Origin of the sequence: Streptomyces sp. NPDC096310 (assembly GCF_044763125.1) — a bacterium.
Taxonomy (GTDB): Bacteria; Actinomycetota; Actinomycetes; order Streptomycetales; family Streptomycetaceae; genus Streptomyces.
The window spans coordinates 1,314,965-1,331,317 of the sequence record NZ_JBIWFO010000001.1 but is presented as its reverse complement, the minus strand read 5'-3'; the positions used below and the strand labels follow the sequence as shown (position 1 = coordinate 1,331,317).

At 71.2% G+C, this 16,353-nt stretch carries 11 protein-coding genes and 1 pseudogene; 2 read left to right on the top strand and 10 right to left on the bottom strand.

The window, feature by feature from the left end:
• A partial coding sequence (locus ACIQ7D_RS05315) for an IS3 family transposase (protein ID WP_403933709.1) occupies nt 1–189 on the top strand: 189 nt, incomplete at its 5' end.
• 150 nt (nt 190–339) lie between these two features.
• Nucleotides 340–828: pseudogene (locus ACIQ7D_RS05310) on the top strand (transposase); the annotation flags it as partial.
• A gap of 136 nt (nt 829–964) precedes the next feature.
• Here ACIQ7D_RS05310 and ACIQ7D_RS05305 read toward each other — a convergent pair.
• The 10 genes from ACIQ7D_RS05305 to ACIQ7D_RS05260 all read right to left on the bottom strand — a co-directional run bounded on the left by ACIQ7D_RS05305 (nt 965) and on the right by ACIQ7D_RS05260 (nt 16,352).
• A complete protein-coding gene (locus ACIQ7D_RS05305; RefSeq protein WP_403933708.1) occupies nt 965–2,086 on the bottom strand; it encodes an aminotransferase class V-fold PLP-dependent enzyme in 1,122 nt (373 codons plus the stop codon).
• A gap of 185 nt (nt 2,087–2,271) precedes the next feature.
• On the bottom strand, nt 2,272–5,115 hold the full coding sequence (locus ACIQ7D_RS05300) for a beta-L-arabinofuranosidase domain-containing protein (protein ID WP_403933706.1): 2,844 nt from the start codon (nt 5,113–5,115) through the stop codon (nt 2,272–2,274).
• Between the two features lie 287 nt (nt 5,116–5,402).
• Nucleotides 5,403–7,163, bottom strand: coding sequence for a DUF6055 domain-containing protein (locus ACIQ7D_RS05295; RefSeq protein WP_403933704.1), 1,761 nt, complete (start codon nt 7,161–7,163; stop codon nt 5,403–5,405).
• Between the two features lie 213 nt (nt 7,164–7,376).
• The gene (locus ACIQ7D_RS05290; RefSeq protein ID WP_403933702.1) at nt 7,377–10,031 is read right to left on the bottom strand and encodes a beta-L-arabinofuranosidase domain-containing protein; all 2,655 of its coding nucleotides are present in this window, start codon (nt 10,029–10,031) and stop codon (nt 7,377–7,379) included.
• Nucleotides 10,028–11,464 (bottom strand): aminopeptidase P family protein, encoded by a 1,437-nt coding sequence (locus tag ACIQ7D_RS05285; protein WP_403933700.1) that lies wholly within the window; start codon nt 11,462–11,464, stop codon nt 10,028–10,030. Before ACIQ7D_RS05285 ends, ACIQ7D_RS05290 begins: the two co-directional genes overlap by 4 nt.
• Nucleotides 11,461–12,750, bottom strand: coding sequence for an alpha/beta fold hydrolase (locus tag ACIQ7D_RS05280; protein ID WP_403933698.1), 1,290 nt, complete (start codon nt 12,748–12,750; stop codon nt 11,461–11,463). The genes ACIQ7D_RS05285 and ACIQ7D_RS05280 overlap by 4 nt, the downstream gene beginning before the upstream one ends.
• The gene (locus ACIQ7D_RS05275) at nt 12,747–13,592 is read right to left on the bottom strand and encodes an ATP-binding cassette domain-containing protein (protein ID WP_403933696.1); all 846 of its coding nucleotides are present in this window, start codon (nt 13,590–13,592) and stop codon (nt 12,747–12,749) included. The genes ACIQ7D_RS05280 and ACIQ7D_RS05275 overlap by 4 nt, the downstream gene beginning before the upstream one ends.
• Nucleotides 13,589–14,404, bottom strand: a complete 816-nt coding sequence (locus tag ACIQ7D_RS05270; protein WP_403933694.1) for an ABC transporter ATP-binding protein — start codon at nt 14,402–14,404, stop codon at nt 13,589–13,591. The genes ACIQ7D_RS05275 and ACIQ7D_RS05270 overlap by 4 nt, the downstream gene beginning before the upstream one ends.
• Complete coding sequence (locus ACIQ7D_RS05265) at nt 14,401–15,399, bottom strand: ABC transporter permease (protein ID WP_403933692.1); 999 nt, start codon at nt 15,397–15,399, stop codon at nt 14,401–14,403. Before ACIQ7D_RS05265 ends, ACIQ7D_RS05270 begins: the two co-directional genes overlap by 4 nt.
• Nucleotides 15,396–16,352, bottom strand: a complete 957-nt coding sequence (locus ACIQ7D_RS05260) for an ABC transporter permease (protein ID WP_403933690.1) — start codon at nt 16,350–16,352, stop codon at nt 15,396–15,398. The genes ACIQ7D_RS05265 and ACIQ7D_RS05260 overlap by 4 nt, the downstream gene beginning before the upstream one ends.
• Between the last annotated feature and the right edge of the window lies 1 nt (nt 16,353).

The following is a 16,353-nucleotide window of genomic DNA, read 5'->3' as shown; positions in this document are numbered from 1 at the left end:
AAAACTGAGCTGATCAAGCCCCGACGTCCATGGAAGACGCTTTCCCAGGTCGAACTCGCTACCGCCGAGTGGATCGACTGGTACTGCCACCGCCGGCTCCACGGTGAAATAGGGCACATCCCACCCGTCGAATACGAGACCAACTCCTACCTCACCAGCACGAAACCCCAGGTCACAACCACAAGCTGAAGTCTCTACCCAACCCGGAACGGTTCACCAAACGAATCACGAGACAGACGCACGGCCGAGCCGGGCCCCCCTACCACGCCACCGCATCCTCCTCCAGCGATCACTACACAGCACTACCACCGACTACGGGAAGAGCCGCTCGCTTTACAGAACGCTGACGGGCACCCCGAGATCCTCGGCATCGACGTCGCCACCGCCGAGGACGGCGCCGGCTGGCTGGCATTTCTGCGTTCACTGACCGCCCGCGGTCTGGGCGGCGTCCAGCTCGTGATCTCCGACGCCCACACCGGCCTGGTCGCCGCGATCGGAGCTGTCCTGTCCGGCTCATCCTGGCAGCGCCGCCGCACCCACTACGCCCGCAACCTGCATTGCCAGATACCGAAATCCGCCCAGCCCTGGGCGGCGACGCTGCTGCGGACCGGACCGTCTTCGAGCAGCCCGACACCGACGCCGTCCACGCCCAGACGCGCCACGTTCTGGACGCCCTCGAAGCGAAGTTCCCCAAGACCGCCGACCACCTCGACACCGCACAGGCAGACCTGCTGGCCTTCACCGCGTTCCCCCGCGAGACCTGGCGGGCAGATCTGGTCCAACAACCCACAAGAGCGGCTGCTCCAGCAGGTGCAAGCCCAGGCCGATGCCGCCAGCGGGCTCGACTCGGACGTCTCAGTCGACTCCACCTCGATCCGTGCCCACCAGCAAGCGGCCGTCCGGCCGTCTCCTCGGGGAGGCCGGGCTGCTGCGGGCGGGTCTCGCCGTCCCGGACCGACGGCGCTCACGCGGGTTCTGCCAGCACGGCCAGGGCCGCGTCGAGTGCGGCCGGCGTGGTCGTCGCGTGCATGCTGAAGCGGATACGGTCGTCCCCGTGCACGGTCGCGGTCACGCCCGCCGCGTCGAGCCGTTCGTGGACGCTTCGGGCGTTGCCGTGCGCGATGCCCACCACGACAAGGCCGGCGCGCTCGTGCGATGGGAGGGGCGACAGCACCGGTAGGTCCGCGGCGAGGAGTCGGCCGATGAAGGCGGACGCAGTGGACTCGATACGACGCTGGACGGCGGCGACCCCGACCGATTCCAGTTGGGCGAGGGCCGTCGCGAGCGCCCCGGAGGCGAACGGTGATCCGTTGGTCGTCGAGAAGCGCTGTGCGCCGGGGAACGGCTCGTGGGGCACCCCGTCGTAGTGCGCGGACCTTTCGACACCGGTCCAGCCGCCGAGAATCGGCCGGAGGCGGGCGAGGCCCCGCGGGGACAGTGCCACGAAGCCCGTGCCCCACCCCGCTCTGAGCCACTTCTGGCCGCCCACGACCAGCGCGTCGGCGAGGGTCCAGTCGGTGTCGACGACACCGAACGCCTGGATGCCGTCGACCACGAGGAGACGGTCACCGATCGCCGAACGGATACCGGCCAGATCGGCGCGGACCCCGGTGCGGAAGTCCACCGCGCTGACCGCCACGGCGACGGTGTCCGGCGTGAGGGAGGCCGCCACGCGTTCGGGCGTCACCGGCGCGAGTTCGTCCCCGGGCACGGCGCGCAGCGTACGCACGGTGGTGAGCCCCGCGTCCTGGGCCCGCCACCACGCGTACAGGTTCGAGGGGAATTCCGCGCTGCTCACGAGCACCGCGCCCCGCGGCAGGCCGAAGGCGATCTGGAGAAGGCCGAACGACGTGCTGGGCGTCAGCACCACCGCGCCGCGGTCGAACCCGGTGAGGCGCGCGACCGCCGCGAGCGCGTTGTCGTCCTCGGCGTGCAGACCCGCCGAGGGGACCCCGGTGCTCGCCGCCGCCGTGAGGCGGCCGATCGTCTCCACGACCGCGCGCGAGGGGGGTCCGTAGCTGCCGAAGTTGAGATATCCGGTCGGCTCGGCGAAGGAGGCGAGGTAGTCGTCGAGTTCTGCCGTCACGCGGGCACCCCCAGGAGGAACGGTCGGTCACGTGTGTTCGCGAACATGGTCATGCCTTCGCGTGCCCGTTCGGTCGTCGCGTCCGAGTGCTGGTCACGATACGCGCCGGCCCGATCCGGCCATCGGCGGTGTCCGCGCGCTGCGGACACTCCCCCGGTCGGCCGGCCGGCCGCGGGCATGCCCGCTCAGAGCCTCATCGGCGCCGCCGCGGCGGCCGCGGTGACGGCCGCGGCCTCCGCCCGGCTCAGCAACCCGGCGCTCTCCCACACGCGGACGGTGGCGCCCACCTCCCGCAGGAACGCCCGGCGGCCGTCGAACGGGGCCCCCTCCCACAACCGGTCGAGGAACGTCGTACCCCTTGCGTCCGCACGGTTCGCGACGCCCGTGTCCGTACCGGCGAACACGATCCGGGGCTCTTCCCTGCGGACGTAGGCGTGGTACGGGTCGGTGTCGCCCAGGTAGAACGGCTCGAACGGCACTCCGCCGGCCGTGAACGTCATCGGGCGCTCACCCGCCTCGACGGCGGCGGCGAGGTCGCCGTCGAGCGTCAGGGAGCCGTACCACGACATCGGCAGGGCCCGCGGAGCCGCCGACTTCGCGACGAGCGCGAGGGGCCCGTACAGCAGGGCCTGCAGACCGGGGTCGTCGAGGGCCCGCTCGACGCGCAGGCGGAACGGGAAGAGGACCTCGACCCGGTCGCCGTCCCGCCAGGTCCTGGCGACGCTCGCGTATCCGTCGGAGCCCACCCGTACCGGCTGCTCCCGGTCGTTGACGGTGACCGCGAAGCCGGAGCGCGCCCACGACGGCACCCGCAGGCGCAGATCCAGCCGGCCGCCGCCGGTGATCGTCAGGGTGGTGGTGTCCGCCCTCGGGTAGTCACCGCGCTGGGTCACGGTCAGTCCCCGCTCGGCCCAGCGCAGGGTCGACGGGACGTACAGGTTGACGTAGAGCACGTCGCCGCGCGGTGAGCGGAAGTAGATCGAGTCCTGGTACTTGGTGTGGTTCTCCAGCCCGGTGCCGCCGCAGCACGTGCCGGTGTTGCCGTACTCCCGCCGCACGCCCGGGCCGACCGGGACCATGTACGTGACCAGCGGGTCGTCGGTGCTGCCGGTGTCCTGCCGGGAGGCGAGGATCTGGTTGACCAGTGTCTTCTCGTAGTAGTCGAAGTATCGGGCGTCCGGCGTGTGCAAGAACAGCCCCCGCGCCACCTTGAGCATGTTGTACGCCGCGCACGACTCGGCGTTGGTCGACGTGACGATGCTGCCGGCGATGACGTCCCGTGCGCGGAACACCTCGCCCTGGCCGGTGCCGCCGTGCGGATAGGTGCGGTGCGGAACGACCATGTCGAAGAAGTTGGCCGTGGCCTTCCGGTACTCCTCGCCGCCGCCGTTCTCGAAGAGGCGCAGATAGCCGAGGAACTGCGGGATGTGCTGGTTCGCGTGCTTGCCGTCGAGGCTGTCGGTGCCGGCCGCGCAGTCGGCGAGCAGCGCGGTGTTGTCGAAGCAGTGCCCCGTGGCCAGGAACGTCGTGTCGCCGGTCAGCGCGTGCAGATCGGCCATGACCTCGTTCATGCCGCCGTACTCCCCGGCGATGTACAGCGACCACATCCGGTCGAGTTGCTCGCGGGGCAGCGCGCCGAGCCGGCTGTGCACCCACTCCCCCATCCCGGTCGCGACGGCGAGCGCCGTCGTGTTGCCGGCCAGGGTGTACGCGTCGAGCAGCCCCCGCATGATCTTGTGGCACGTGTAGTACGGCGCCCAGATCGCCGGGTAGGTCACGTACGACTCCAGCTGGATGAACTGCGTCTCGGGGTAGGCCGCGAGGAAACCGGCGTGGCTGGGGCCGGGGGCGCCGCCGGGGCCGGTGACGACCGTCGCGTCCCAGGCGCGGCCCGAGTGGTCGGCGACCGCCGTGCCGGAGGTCTCGTCGAACCGGTACCAGGCGAGGTTGCCGTGCGTACCGTCCTCGGCCGCCGCCAGCGCGGTGACCTCTGCCGCGCCGAGGGCCCGGTCGTACAGGTGGAACTCGTCGACGGTGCCCGCCAGGTGCGCGTCCCCGAACTGGGAACGGCCGATCCAGTTGTTCTTCGGGGCGCCCAGGTCGGCCGGCGACAGTGTCATCGCCGTGTTCGTGCCGGCGACCGCGCCGTCCACGTAGAGCGTGGCGGTGCCGCCCGCGAGAGTGACCGCGAGGTGCGTCCACCGTCCGACCGTCAGGGGTAGGGTGCCCTGGATCCGCTGCTCGGCGGAGCTGCCGCCGGTGGTGATCGCGAAGCGGGGTCCCGCGCCGTCGTCGGCGGTCAGGAACATGTAGGTGCTGGTACCGGTGCCGAAGTCGAACACCCGCGACCAGGGTCGTTTCTCGGTGAGCCGGACCCACACGGCGATGGTGAAGGCGCCGAGACCGTCCACGGTGGCGTCGGGCAGCCCGACGTACTGGCCGTCGCCGGTGAGTTCGAGCCCGCCGCCGGTTTTGCCCGTCGACCACACCGCCGGCGGTGGCGGGGTGCCCGGCCGGCCGACCTGCGCGGTCCAGGCGTCCTGGCACTCCTTGAGCCCGGCGACGACGGCGTCGAGCTTGTCCTTGAACACGGCCTCTCCGGTGCCCGCCCATGCCTGGGCGAACATCGACAGGAGGTGGCCGCTGTAGTGCCCGCGCAGATTGCCCGTCGCGTCGTCCCAACCCCCCGGCGGCTCGGCGCCCTTGGTGTCCAGTCCCGCCGCGGCACGGAAATTGCTGAGGACACGGTCGACGGGGTAGGCCCGGGCGTAGGCGAGGATACGGTCACGCTTCTCGGTGAACAGGCTCGCCCCGAGGTCGACCTGGCCCAGGGAGAACGGAACGGCCCGCCACGACGCGGGAACCGGGAGGCGGTCGACCCGCGGCCGGTCACCGAGGAAAGCCGGCACTGCCGGAGCCTCCGGGGCCGCTGCCGCCGGTCCGGCATCGCCCACACCGACCAGGGTCGCACCGGCGGCCACCGCCCCGTAGTGCAGCAGCCTGCGGCGGGACATCCCGTTGTGCGTCATATCCGTATTCACTCCCGGTCCGAGTCGATACAAGGGATTCTGCGGTCATGGACAGCACCGTCACGCTTTCCCGGAACGCTTTCGGTACCGGTTTCGGTGCTGATCTCGGTGCTGATTTCGGTCGGCACCGCTGGATTGACCGGCCGCGGCTGAGCGGGCGGACGGAACACTCTCTCCCGGCCCGGCGAAATCCGCCGGGCCGGGGCCGAGAATTTCCCGGAAATCCCACTGTCGCGAGAATGCCGCCGGCGGAACTTCGCCGAGACAGCCCCGCCCCTCCGGAGCCTCTAGGAGATCGCCAGATCGGCGCTGGGGAAGGCGGTGAACGACGGGTTGACGTCGGGCTCGCCCCCGGCTCCGTCGCAGCGCCGGTCCGGGTTGAACATCAGATAGGTACCGGCGCCGCAGGTGATGGCGAGTTCGGCGTCCCCGCCGACCACGATGTTCCCGGACAGATTGGCGCCGCCCTGGATCAGGGCGTTGTCCTTGACCACCGCATTCCCGCCGACCGTACCGCCGTTGACCCAGCCGAGCCCCTCGATCCGGGCGTTGCCGGTGACCGTTCCCGCGTAGACGGCGGCCTTCGGGCCCACATAGGCCGTGGCGGCGACATTGGCGCTGTTGGAGACCCAGCCGCCGCCGTTGGCGTGCCAGTGCCCGCCGCCGGTCGCGGCGGGCTTGACATGGCCGGGCTCGAAGCCGGAGGGGGTGGCACCGGAGAGGCGGAACTCGTACGGGAAGCGCCGGGCCTTGGTGTATCCGTCCAGGAAGCCCTGGTGCGGCACCGCGGTGGGGGTGGCGGTGACCACCAGCCAGAGCTCGCTCTCGCCGGACTGCAGCTGGAAGCTGAGCTGCCCGTCGGTGCCCGAGGTCAGCGGCGAGTAGCGTGCCGTGCTTCCCCGGACCGCCACCAGTCCGAAGGTCCAGCCGCTCGCGCCGGTCTCCGCGTGCCCCTTGAGCCGGATCTTCACCAGCCCGTCGGCCGACGCGGGCACGAGCTTGATCTTGTTGAAGCCGTAGTCCGAGGGAGCCACCCGTGCGTTGATCCGGTAGTGGCCCAGGCTCTGGTCGGCGGCCTCGACGTTGCCTCCGTTGTACGCGTTGAGGAAGCCCGCGCCGTACACGTTCGTGATGAACGGCATCAGCGTCGAGCGGTTGCCGAAGTCGTAGTTGACGGTGCGGGTGGCGTATTCGCCGATCCTGCGGCCCAGCTCGGACTGGCTGATGCCGGTGATCCGGCGGTACGTCTCCAGCGGATGCTCGGTGCTGCGCGCCTCGTTCCACATCCGGTTGAACATCGCCAGACCGTCACGGTCCTTGATGTACTGCGCCAGCATCCAGTTGCCGTAGTGGTGCCGGCTCGAACTCCAGTACAGATTCTCCGAACGCAGCCAGCGGGTCAGGTCTCCCGCCGCGGTGGTGGGCAGCGCCTGCATCGCCATGAACTCGGCACTGGTCTCCCAGAACGTGCCCGCGCTCGGATCGACGAAGCCGGCACCCGAGCGGCCCAGAAACGTGTAGTTCTGGAAGACATGGGCGAGTTCGTGCGCCAGCCCCCACGACCCGGGCAGCGCGGCTCCCGGGGCGACATTGATGATGCCGACCCTGTTGTCCACCGATCCGCCGGTGGCCCAGGCGTCCAGCTCGGTGCGGTTCCAGGTCCGGGTGACAATCACGATGATCTTGTGCTGCGCCAGCAGCCCGGTCTCCGGTGTGAAGGCCATCGTGCTGACGTAGAAGCGGTAGAGGTTCTCCAACTGGGTGATGACACTGTTGGGGTCGAAGTTGTACGGCGCGGGCGCCGACACGGGGTTGGTGCCCGACTTCTCGCCCCACAGCAGAACGAAGTTGGTGGACTCCCGGCTCCGGTCTGCCGCCCAGGGCACCTCGCCCGTCTGCGTCCATCTCGCCGGGATGTACACGGACTTCGCGGCGGGGGCCGACGGGCGCGCCGTCGCCTGCGGCGCGATGGACGCGCCGGTCACCAGCGTGAGGGTCAGTACGACGGCGAGCCACAGTGACCGTAATCGAGCATGAAGAAGTTTCACGACGCAAACACCATCCCTTTGAGGGCCGATGACCGACGGGTGCCACGCCGACCTTTCGGGCCTTTCCCGCACACCGGAAAATTACGGTGGATGCAGAGGACTCCGGCCTGTGCGTGAAGGCCAAAACTGATGGACGGGGCATCTATTACTGTTGACACTGACGTACGAAAACCCTTTCGGCAACCTTCGGTTCGGGAAAATCTCCCGGGATCCTCAGGGCAGCGACGGCAACTCCACCCGCTGGACCGGTGTGGTGTTCCCGGCGCGGTCGGTGGCGACGAACTCGAGGATCTGCGGCTCATCGCGCAGGGCCCTGGTGAACGGCTCCTGATAGACGCCCCAGAACGTCTCCGGGGTGCGCCACTGGACGCGGTCCACACCGGACACGTCGTCGTCGGCGTGGAGGGTCACCTCGACGTTGCTCGGTCCGAGGGGACGGACCTCGGCGCGCACCGACGGGGGCCGCGTGTCCACGGCGACCTCGCGCGTCGCGTGGACGGTCCGGCCGAGGGAGTCGGTGGCCCGGCCCCGGAGCAGATGCCGGCCCTCGCGGTCCAGCGCGATCACCCCGGTCGCGGGCCGCCACCTGCCCTCGCCGACCGCGGCCTCCACGGTGGTGGCCGAGACCGAGGTCACCGCGAAGCCCGGCTCGCGGGTGTACCACCCGGACGGGGCACGGTCGCCGGTCACCTCCACCCGGACCACCGGCAGCGGGTCCCCCACGCCGATGTCGGCCGGGAGCGACCACTCGACGATGTCCTCGGCCGGCCGCCCGGCCGTGGCGGCCGTCCGGGTCACGCGCACCGCGTCCGCTCCGTCCGGGCCGACGACACCGCGGCGGGGCACGGCCGGGCCGTCGAGGGTGCTCGCGGCGGCCGCCCCGAGCACCGCGACCGCCTCGTCCCGGCTCAGCAGCCCGGACCGGGCCGCCCGCACCACCCCCCGGTGGACCGCGGTGAAGAACGCCGCGACATCGGCGTATCCGCCGTCCGCCCACAGCCCGGTGAGGAACGACCAGCCGTCGGAGTCATGGCGGTCGGGCACCCCGGGGGCGCTGCCCGGAAAGGCGATCTCCGGGTCGGCCAGGCGCAGGTACATGTGGTAGCGGTGGTCGCCCCCGGACCAGGCCGGTTCGAAGGTCCGGCCGAGCGCCGAGACCAGGTCCCCGTCGGTGGTGTGCCCGGCGACGGCGCCGTCGAGACGCCGGTGGGCGGCCGCCGCGACCGGCAGGGTGGTGGTGGCCTCGTCGCGTGCGAGCAGCACCGTGGGGCCGAGTTCCAGGCTGACCAGGGTGGGGTCGTCGGGGGTGGGCACCAGCCGCAGCGGCATCGGCAGGTCGAGTTCGACGATGTCGCCGGGACGGAAATCGCGGCGCAGTGTCACAAATCCGCTGTCCGGCACCGGCGTCCGTGCGCCGTCGACGCGGGCACCGGCGGCCCACGGCGGGATACGCAGACGCAGCTCGCCCGAGAAGGCGAGGCCGAATTCCAGTGCCACCTTCCCGTCACGGGGGTACCGGGTCCGCAGGGTCACGTCCGTGCCGGCGTGGCGCAGCCGCGAGGGGATGTACTGCGTGACGTACAGCTGTCCGGGGGCGTGGAACCACACCGATTCCTGGTGTTTGACGTGGCTCTCCAGGCCGGTGCCGCCGCAGCAGGTGCCGACGTTGTCGTACTCGCGCAGGGCACCCGGGTCGACCGGGTACATGTACAGGACCTCGGGTCCGGTGTCCGAGGTGACATCCGAGCGGGAGCCGACGATGTGGTTGAGCGAGGCGCGCTCGGCGTAGTGCGCGTACCGGGCGTCGAGGGTGTGCCCGAACAGCGAGCGGGCGATCTTCAGCAGGTTGTAGGTGGCACAGGTCTCGGCGTTGCGCCGTTTGACGAATCCGGCCACGGTGTCGGCGGGGCCCCACAGTTCGCCCTCGCCGGTGCCGCCGTGCGCGAAGGTCCGGCCGGGCACGATCTGGTCCCAGAGGGCGCGGACCGCGTCGAGGTAGCGGCGGTCGCCGGTGGCGTCGTACTGGTCGAGGTGCCCGACGAGCATCGGCAGGTGCTGGTTGGCGTGCATGCCGTCGAGGACGTCGCGGCCCTCGACCGCGGCGTCGAGCACGCTGTCGACCTCGAACGCCCCCGCGGTGCGCAGGAACGACGGTTCGCCGGTGATCCGGTGCAGTGCCGTCATGGTCTCGTTCATGCCGCCGAACTCCCCGGCGATGTAGAGCGACCACATGTGCTGCAGCCGCGCCCGCTCCAGCCGCAGAATCCGGCCGGCCACCCAGTGGCCCATCCCGGTGACGATCTCCAGCGCCTGCCGGGAGCCCGTCAGCTCGTACGCGTCCAGCAGCCCCGCCATGATCTTGTGGCAGGTGTAGTACGGCGCCCAGATCTCCCCGTACGGCGCCATGTCCTCCAGCCGCGAGAACTGCCATTCGCCGTACGCCGCCAGAAATCCCGGGTGGCTGTACCGCCCGGTCGCCGCCAGCGCGTCACGGACCTCGGCGAGGCCCGCGACCATCTCATGCGCCTTGTCCCGCAAGCGTTCCTCGCCGGTCGAGGCGTACGACAGGGAGAGCATCGACAGGAAGTGCCCCGCGTAGTGTCCGCGCAGCAGGCTCGCCGTGGGTGCCACGCCCGGTCCGGGGTAGTCGGCCTCGGACCACGCCCGCTCGTCGGGATGGCCGAAGTCCTCCCAGGTGCCGGGCGGCAGCGCCCCGCGGGTGTCGAGCCCCGCGTTGGCCCGGAAGACCGCGAGGACCCGGTCCACCGGGAACACCCGGGCGAGATGGAGCATCTGGTCCCGGGTCCGGGAGTGCACCCCGTCGAGGAGTTCCACGTCCTCCAGGGCGAAGGGACGCGCCCGGGTCATCGGGCCGCCCACTTCTCGAGTCCGGCGGCGTCGATCGGCAGCGCGTCCGACAGCACCTCGTGCCCGGTCCCGGTGACCAGGAGGTCGTCCTCCAGGCGTACGCCGATTCCGCGCAGTTCCGGGGGGAGGGTCTCGTCGTGGGCGTGGAAGTACAGGCCGGGTTCGACCGTCAGCACCATGCCGGGCCGCAGCTCCGCGCCCTGGTAGTGCTCGTACGACGACGAGCCGCAGTCGTGCACGTCCAGGCCCAGGTGGTGGCCGATGCCGCAGACGAGGTAGCGGCGGTGCTGCTGGCCCTCGGGGGCGAGCGCCTCGTCGACCGAGACCGGCAGCAGCCCCCAGTCGTGGAGCCCGCGGGCCAGCACCTCCATGGCGGCGAAGTGGAAGTCGGTGTAGGTGGCGCCGGGGCGTACCCGGTCCATGCCGGCCCGGTGCGCGGCCTCGACCAGGTCGTGCACCCGGCGCTGGGCCGGGGTGAAGGTGCCGGCCACCGGGATCGTCCGGGTCACGTCCGCGGTGTACAGCGAGTTCGCCTCGACGCCCATGTCCAGCAGCAGCGTCTCTCCGGGCCTGACGGGGCCGTCGCAGCGGACCCAGTGCAGGATCGGCGCGTGCTCGCCGGAGCCGACGATGGTGTGGTAGCCGGGCCCGTTGCCGAAGGTGCGGGCATGCCGGTCGAAGGTGCCCTGGAGCCAGCGCTCCCCCAGGGAGTCGGCGACGGCCCGCGGGATCTCGTCGGCGACGGCGGCGAATCCGGTGACCGTGTGGTTCACGGCTTCGCGCAGCTGTCCGATCTCCCAGTCGTCCTTGATCATGCGCAGGTCGGAGAGGACGGTACGCAGTTCCTCCGGCCGGCCGTCGTGCCGCTCGCCGAGGTCGCCGATCGGCCGCACCGGCAGATCCAGCGCGGCAGACCAGGCCGCGAGCCCCGCCGACGGGCCGACCCACAGTTCGCCGTGGGCCGCGCCGGCGTGGAAGTCGCGTTCACCGGGCCGGGCCGGAGCCGGCAGGTACAGCACCGCGTCGTGGCCGCCCGGCCGTGGTGTCATCACCAGGACCGCGCCCTCGATCTGGCACGAGGTGGCCCAGAGGAAGTCGCTGTCCACCCGGAACGCGTAGTCCGCGTCGCCGTTACGGTGGCGGGCGCGGCCCGCGGCCAGGACCAGGGTCCGGTCCGGCAGGCAGGCGCTCAGCCGGGCCCGGTGCTCGGCTGCCGCCCGTGCCGCGGCCGGGGCCACCGGTGCCGGGATGTCGCGTTCGGCCCAGCCCTGCCCGATGCGGGCCAGGAAGCCGGGGCTCTCGTCGGCCAGCCGCGGCGGTCTCGTACCGGCGTACGGCGGGGTGGCCGTACCGGCGTACGGCGGGGGTGTCGTCCCGCCGGTGGTCGGCGGGGTGGTCGTCCCGCCGGTCGGCGGGGTGGTCGTCCCGGTCAACGCTTTTCGCCTCCTCGGTCGCGGACCATCTCCCGCAGCCGGCGCAGCACCCGGCCGTCGGTGATGCCGTCGTGTTCGTACTCGTTGGTCACCCAGGTCTGCGCGTTGCCGACCCGGGTCAGGGTGTCGCGCTGCAGTCCGGCGTCGACGAACACGTCGTCGGCGTAGACAGCGGCGGCCAGCGGAACGTCGTTGGCCGCGAGTCGGACCGGGTCGTAGAGCGGGCTCCAGACCTCGCGCTCGGCGAGTTCGGCCATCGCGGGCGCGAACGGCCGCAGCGCCCGGACCTCTTCGAACATCCACGGAAACGTCATCTCCGAGGTGAACAGCAGTGGCCGGCGGTCCTCGGCGAACTCCGACCGCCGGTCCCGTTCGCGCTGGGCCGCCCAGCGGAACGGGCCGTTCGGGCCGTCGCCGTAGATCGATTCCTGAAGGGTCCAGAACAGCGGGTTCCCCGCGTTGGACGTCTTGACCAGTACGGTCTCCAGGAACGCGGCGTCGAGGCGGCCGTCCCGGCGGATCGCCTCGGAGACCAGCCAGTGCAGGCGCTGGTGGCCGGATCCGAAGCCGAGTTCGCCGCCCAGGGTCTGGAACCGGCGCACGGACAGCGGCGAGCCGTCGGGCAGCGTCACATCACCGGCGGCGAGCCGGTCGGCGATCGCCGCCACCGCGGCGACGTCCCGCGGGTAGCGCCGGTAGAAGTCGGCGGTCTTGCCGGCCACCCGGTCGAAGGTGCGTCGGTAGACCTCGTCCGGGTCGGGCGGGGTGCCGGGTATCCCGCCGCACACGTAGCAGGCGGTCAGCGCCTCGGGGGCGTGGGACAGGTAGGTCAGGGTGATCCAGCCGCCGAAGCTCTGGCCGAGGGTGGCCCATCGCCTGCCGTCGTAGCACCGGGCCCGGACGTGTTCGAGGTCGCGCACGATCGAGTCGGCCCGGAAGCGCAGCAGATGGTCCGCGGCCGCACGGGCGTCGGGGAAAGCGGCGATGTCGGTTCCGTCGAGCGGGGTGCTGCGCCCGGTGCCGCGCTGGTCGACCAGGACGACCCGGTAGTGCGCCAGTGCCTCGGAGAGCCAGCCTCCCACCGGCGCGGGCCGGGGGTTCGCACCGCCGGGACCGCCCTGAAGGTACGTCAGCAACGGCAGGTCCTCGTGGCGGCGGTCGGGATCGGTGAACTCCCGGACGAACAGCTCGATGCTCCCGCCGCCGGGGTCGGACCAGTCCAGTGGTACGGCGAGGGTGAACTCGCGGACCCAGGCGCCGGGCAGGGGGTACTCCACCGGGTTCATGCGCCGGCCCCGCTCGCGTTGGCGCGCCGGCGCGCGTCCCACTCGGGGCGGATCCGCGGCACGGCGGCCAGCAGGGTGCGCGTGTACGCGTGTCGCGGATGGTCGAAGACGGCGTCCCGGTCGCCGGACTCCACCACCCGGCCGCCCGTCATCACCGCGACGCCGGTGGCGATCTGCCGGACCACGGCGAGGTCATGGGCGATGAACAGGCAGCCGAAGCCCTCCTCGCGCTGGAGTTCGCGCAGCAGGTTGATGATCTGTGCCTGCACCGACACGTCGAGCGCCGAGACCGCCTCGTCGCAGACCAGTACACGCGGGCTCACGGCGAGCGCCCGGGCGATACCGATGCGCTGTGCCTGCCCGCCGGAGAACTGCGCGGGGTAGCGGCCGACGTGGTCGGGGTCGAGCCCGACCCGCTCCATGAGTGCGCGGGCGACCGCCCGGGTGCCTCCCGGAACCGGCCGTTTCTGGTAGCGCAGGGGCGCGGTGACGATCCGTTCGACGGTGTGCCGGGGGTTGAGCGAGGAGAACGGATCCTGGAACACGACCTGGACCTGACGGCGTACCTCCAGCAGGTCCGGCCCGTGCAGGGCGGTGATGTCGCGGCCGTCGAGGTGGACAGTGCCGGAGGTGACGTCGATCAGCCGGGCGGCGAGCCGCGCCGTGGTCGACTTGCCCGATCCTGACTCCCCCACCAGCGCGAGGGTCCGGCCCGCGTACAGATCGAAGGAGACGGAGTCCACGGCGGTGAACGTGCGCGCGGGGCGCAGCAGTCCGGCCGTGCCCGCGACGGGGAACTCCTTGACCAGGTCCCGGGCCCGCAGCAGGGGTTCGGGGCTCATGTGTCGCCTCCCAGGGTCCCCAGGTCGCCGATCTTGTCGTCGATCCGCGGGACCGCGTCGAGCAGCGCCCGGGTGTACGGGTGCCGCGGGTCGGAGAAGATCTGCTCGGCGGTGCCGGACTCGACGACCTTGCCGTGCCGCATGACGATCAGTGTGTCGGCGACCTCGCTGACCACGGCGAGGTCGTGGGTGATGAGGATGAGCGCGGCACCGGTGTCTCGGCGTACCTCGGCGAGCAGGTCGAGGATCTGGGCCTGGACGGTGACGTCGAGCGCGGTGGTCGGCTCGTCGGCGATGATCAGGCTCGGCTCGGTGCTGAGCGCCATCGCGATCATCACGCGCTGGCGCATACCGCCGGAGAACTGATGCGGGTATTCGTCGACGCGGCGGGCCGGGTCGCGGATGTGCACCCGTTCCATCGCCTCGATCGCCGCCGTGCGGGCCGCCCGGCGGCTGACGCCGGAGCGGTGCGAGCGGTACGCCTCGGCGATCTGGGTGCCCACGGTGTAGTACGGGTTGAGCGAGGAGAGCGGATCCTGGAACACCATCGCGATCCGGTCGCCGCGCACGGCTCGCATCCCGCGTTCGTCCAGGGTGGTGAGGTCGCCGCCGTCGAACTCGACACGGCCGGCGCGGGTGGCGCCCTTCGGGAGCAGCCCCATGATGGCGAGGCTGGTCATCGACTTGCCCGAGCCGGACTCGCCGACGATACCGAGAGCGCCGCCGGGCGGCACGGCGAAGTCGACGGCGTCGACCACCGGCTTGCCGTGGAAGGCGACGGTCAGTTCACGCACGCGCAGCAGGTCGCTCATGACGCCGCTCCCGCCCCGACCCGCGGGTCGATCGCCGAGTACAGGAGGTCCACGGCCATGTTGCCGAGCACGACGAAGAACGCCGCGAGCAACGTCACGGCCATGATGACCGGTTGGTCGTTCTTGGTGATGGAGTCCGCCGCGAGTTTGCCGACGCCGTTGATCCCGAAGACCGTCTCGGTGATCAGCGCGCCGCCGAGCAGACCGGCGAAGTCCATGCCCGCGATGGTGACGACCGGGGTCAGCGCCGGCCGCAGCGCGTGCCGCCGCCACACCAGGTCGGGTCGCAGGCCCTTGGCCTTCGCGGTCCGTACGAAGTTCTCGTCCAGGGTGTCGATGACGTTGGCCCGGGTGAGCCGGGTGTACGAGGAGGCGTAGCCGATCGCCAGCACGGTCCACGGCATGATGAAGTTGAGGAACCACTGCCCGGGGTCGTCGGCGAACTCCACGGCCTGCGGGAACGGCAGCCACTGCAGCCACACCACGAACACGTACTGCAGCGCGAGGGCGAGCACGTAGTTGGGGATCGACATGCCGGCCAGGGTGAGCCCGGCGATGAACCGGTCGGTGAACCGTCCTTCGCGCACCGCGCTGAGCAGGCCTCCGAGCACGCCCATGACCAGCCAGAGCACGGCCGCGCCGAGGGCGACCACCGCGGTGACCGGCAGCCGCTGCACGACCATGTCGGTGACGAACTGCGAGGTCTGGAACGAGTAGCCGAGGCAGGGGGCCGGGCAGTGCACCGTGGACGGGCCGCTGCCGTAGTCGCGGCCCGCGAGCAGCCCCTGCAGGAAGTGCAGGAACTGGGTGAGGAAGGGGTCGGTGAGGCCGAGGTTGGCGCGGATCTGGTCGATGCGCTCCGGGGTGCAGTTCTTGCCGCAGATCTGTACGGCCGGGTCCGGCGACAGCGCGAAGAAGATGACGTACGTGAACAGGCAGACCAGGAACAGCACCAGCACCATGCCCAGCACGCGGTGGACGACGTAGCGGGTCATGAGCGGCCTCCCGGCTCGGCGGCGACCCGGATCCGGTCGCCGAGGACCATGAAGGACAGCACCAGCAGCGCCAGGAAGAGGCCCGGCACCAGGAAGTACGTGGGGACGACGGCGTACCAGTTCACCGAACTCGAAATCATCTGCCCCCAGGAGGGCGCGGGCGGGACCAGGCCGACGCCGAGGAAGGACAGGCCGGCCTCGGTACCGATGTAGCCGGGTACCGCCAGGGTCACCATGACCAGGATGGTCGACCGCAGGTTGGGCAGGATCTCGGTGAAGACGATGGTGGTGCGGGAGGCGCCGGAGGCGCGGGCCGCCTCGACGAACTCGCGCTCCTTGAGCGACATGGTCTGACCTCGCACGATCCGGGCCAGGTACGGCCAGCCGAACACCGAGATCACCACGACCAGCAGGTACTGCCGGTCGTCGGCGGGCAGTGCGGAGAGCACGGCGATCATGAAGATGAGGGCGGGGAACGCCATCAGGAACTCCATGACCCGCGAGATCACCATGTCGGTCCGGCCGCCGAAGTAACCGGCCAGCAGGCCGAACACCATGCCGAGCACCGTGGTGAGCAGCGTCGCGCCGAGTGCGATGAGCATCGAGGAGCGGGCGCCGTACACGATCCTGGCGAAGATGTCCCGGCCGCTGCCGGGCTCGACACCGAGCCAGTGGGAGCCGGAGATGCCGCCCCAGGACCCGACGGGCATGCCGCCGAGGTCGGGGTCGACGGCGCTCTGGTCGAACTCGTACGGGTCCCAGCCGCTGACCCGGACGATGAGAGGCGCGAACACCGCCATGAGCACGATCAGTGCGATGTAGCCGAGGCAGGCCATGGCCACCGGGTCGCGCAGCAGGGCCCTGGCCGCGCTCCCGCGCGGTTCGGGGGCGGTGCCGGCGGTGGCCGGTGCGGACACCGCCGGTACGCGCGGGCCGGTTGACGGGATCGTCATG

What these genes read in the sequence shown, in the direction of transcription:
- ACIQ7D_RS05300 (WP_403933706.1), bottom strand. Translation starts at nt 5,115, where the DNA reads ATGACGCACAACGGGATGTCCCGCCGCAGGCTGCTGCACTACGGGGCG.
- ACIQ7D_RS05290 (WP_403933702.1), bottom strand. Translation starts at nt 10,031, where the DNA reads ATGACCCGGGCGCGTCCCTTCGCCCTGGAGGACGTGGAACTCCTCGAC.
- ACIQ7D_RS05280 (WP_403933698.1), bottom strand. Translation starts at nt 12,750, where the DNA reads ATGAACCCGGTGGAGTACCCCCTGCCCGGCGCCTGGGTCCGCGAGTTC.
- ACIQ7D_RS05275 (WP_403933696.1), bottom strand. Translation starts at nt 13,592, where the DNA reads ATGAGCCCCGAACCCCTGCTGCGGGCCCGGGACCTGGTCAAGGAGTTC.
- ACIQ7D_RS05270 (WP_403933694.1), bottom strand. Translation starts at nt 14,404, where the DNA reads ATGAGCGACCTGCTGCGCGTGCGTGAACTGACCGTCGCCTTCCACGGC.
- ACIQ7D_RS05265 (WP_403933692.1), bottom strand. Translation starts at nt 15,399, where the DNA reads ATGACCCGCTACGTCGTCCACCGCGTGCTGGGCATGGTGCTGGTGCTG.
- ACIQ7D_RS05260 (WP_403933690.1), bottom strand. Translation starts at nt 16,352, where the DNA reads ATGACGATCCCGTCAACCGGCCCGCGCGTACCGGCGGTGTCCGCACCG.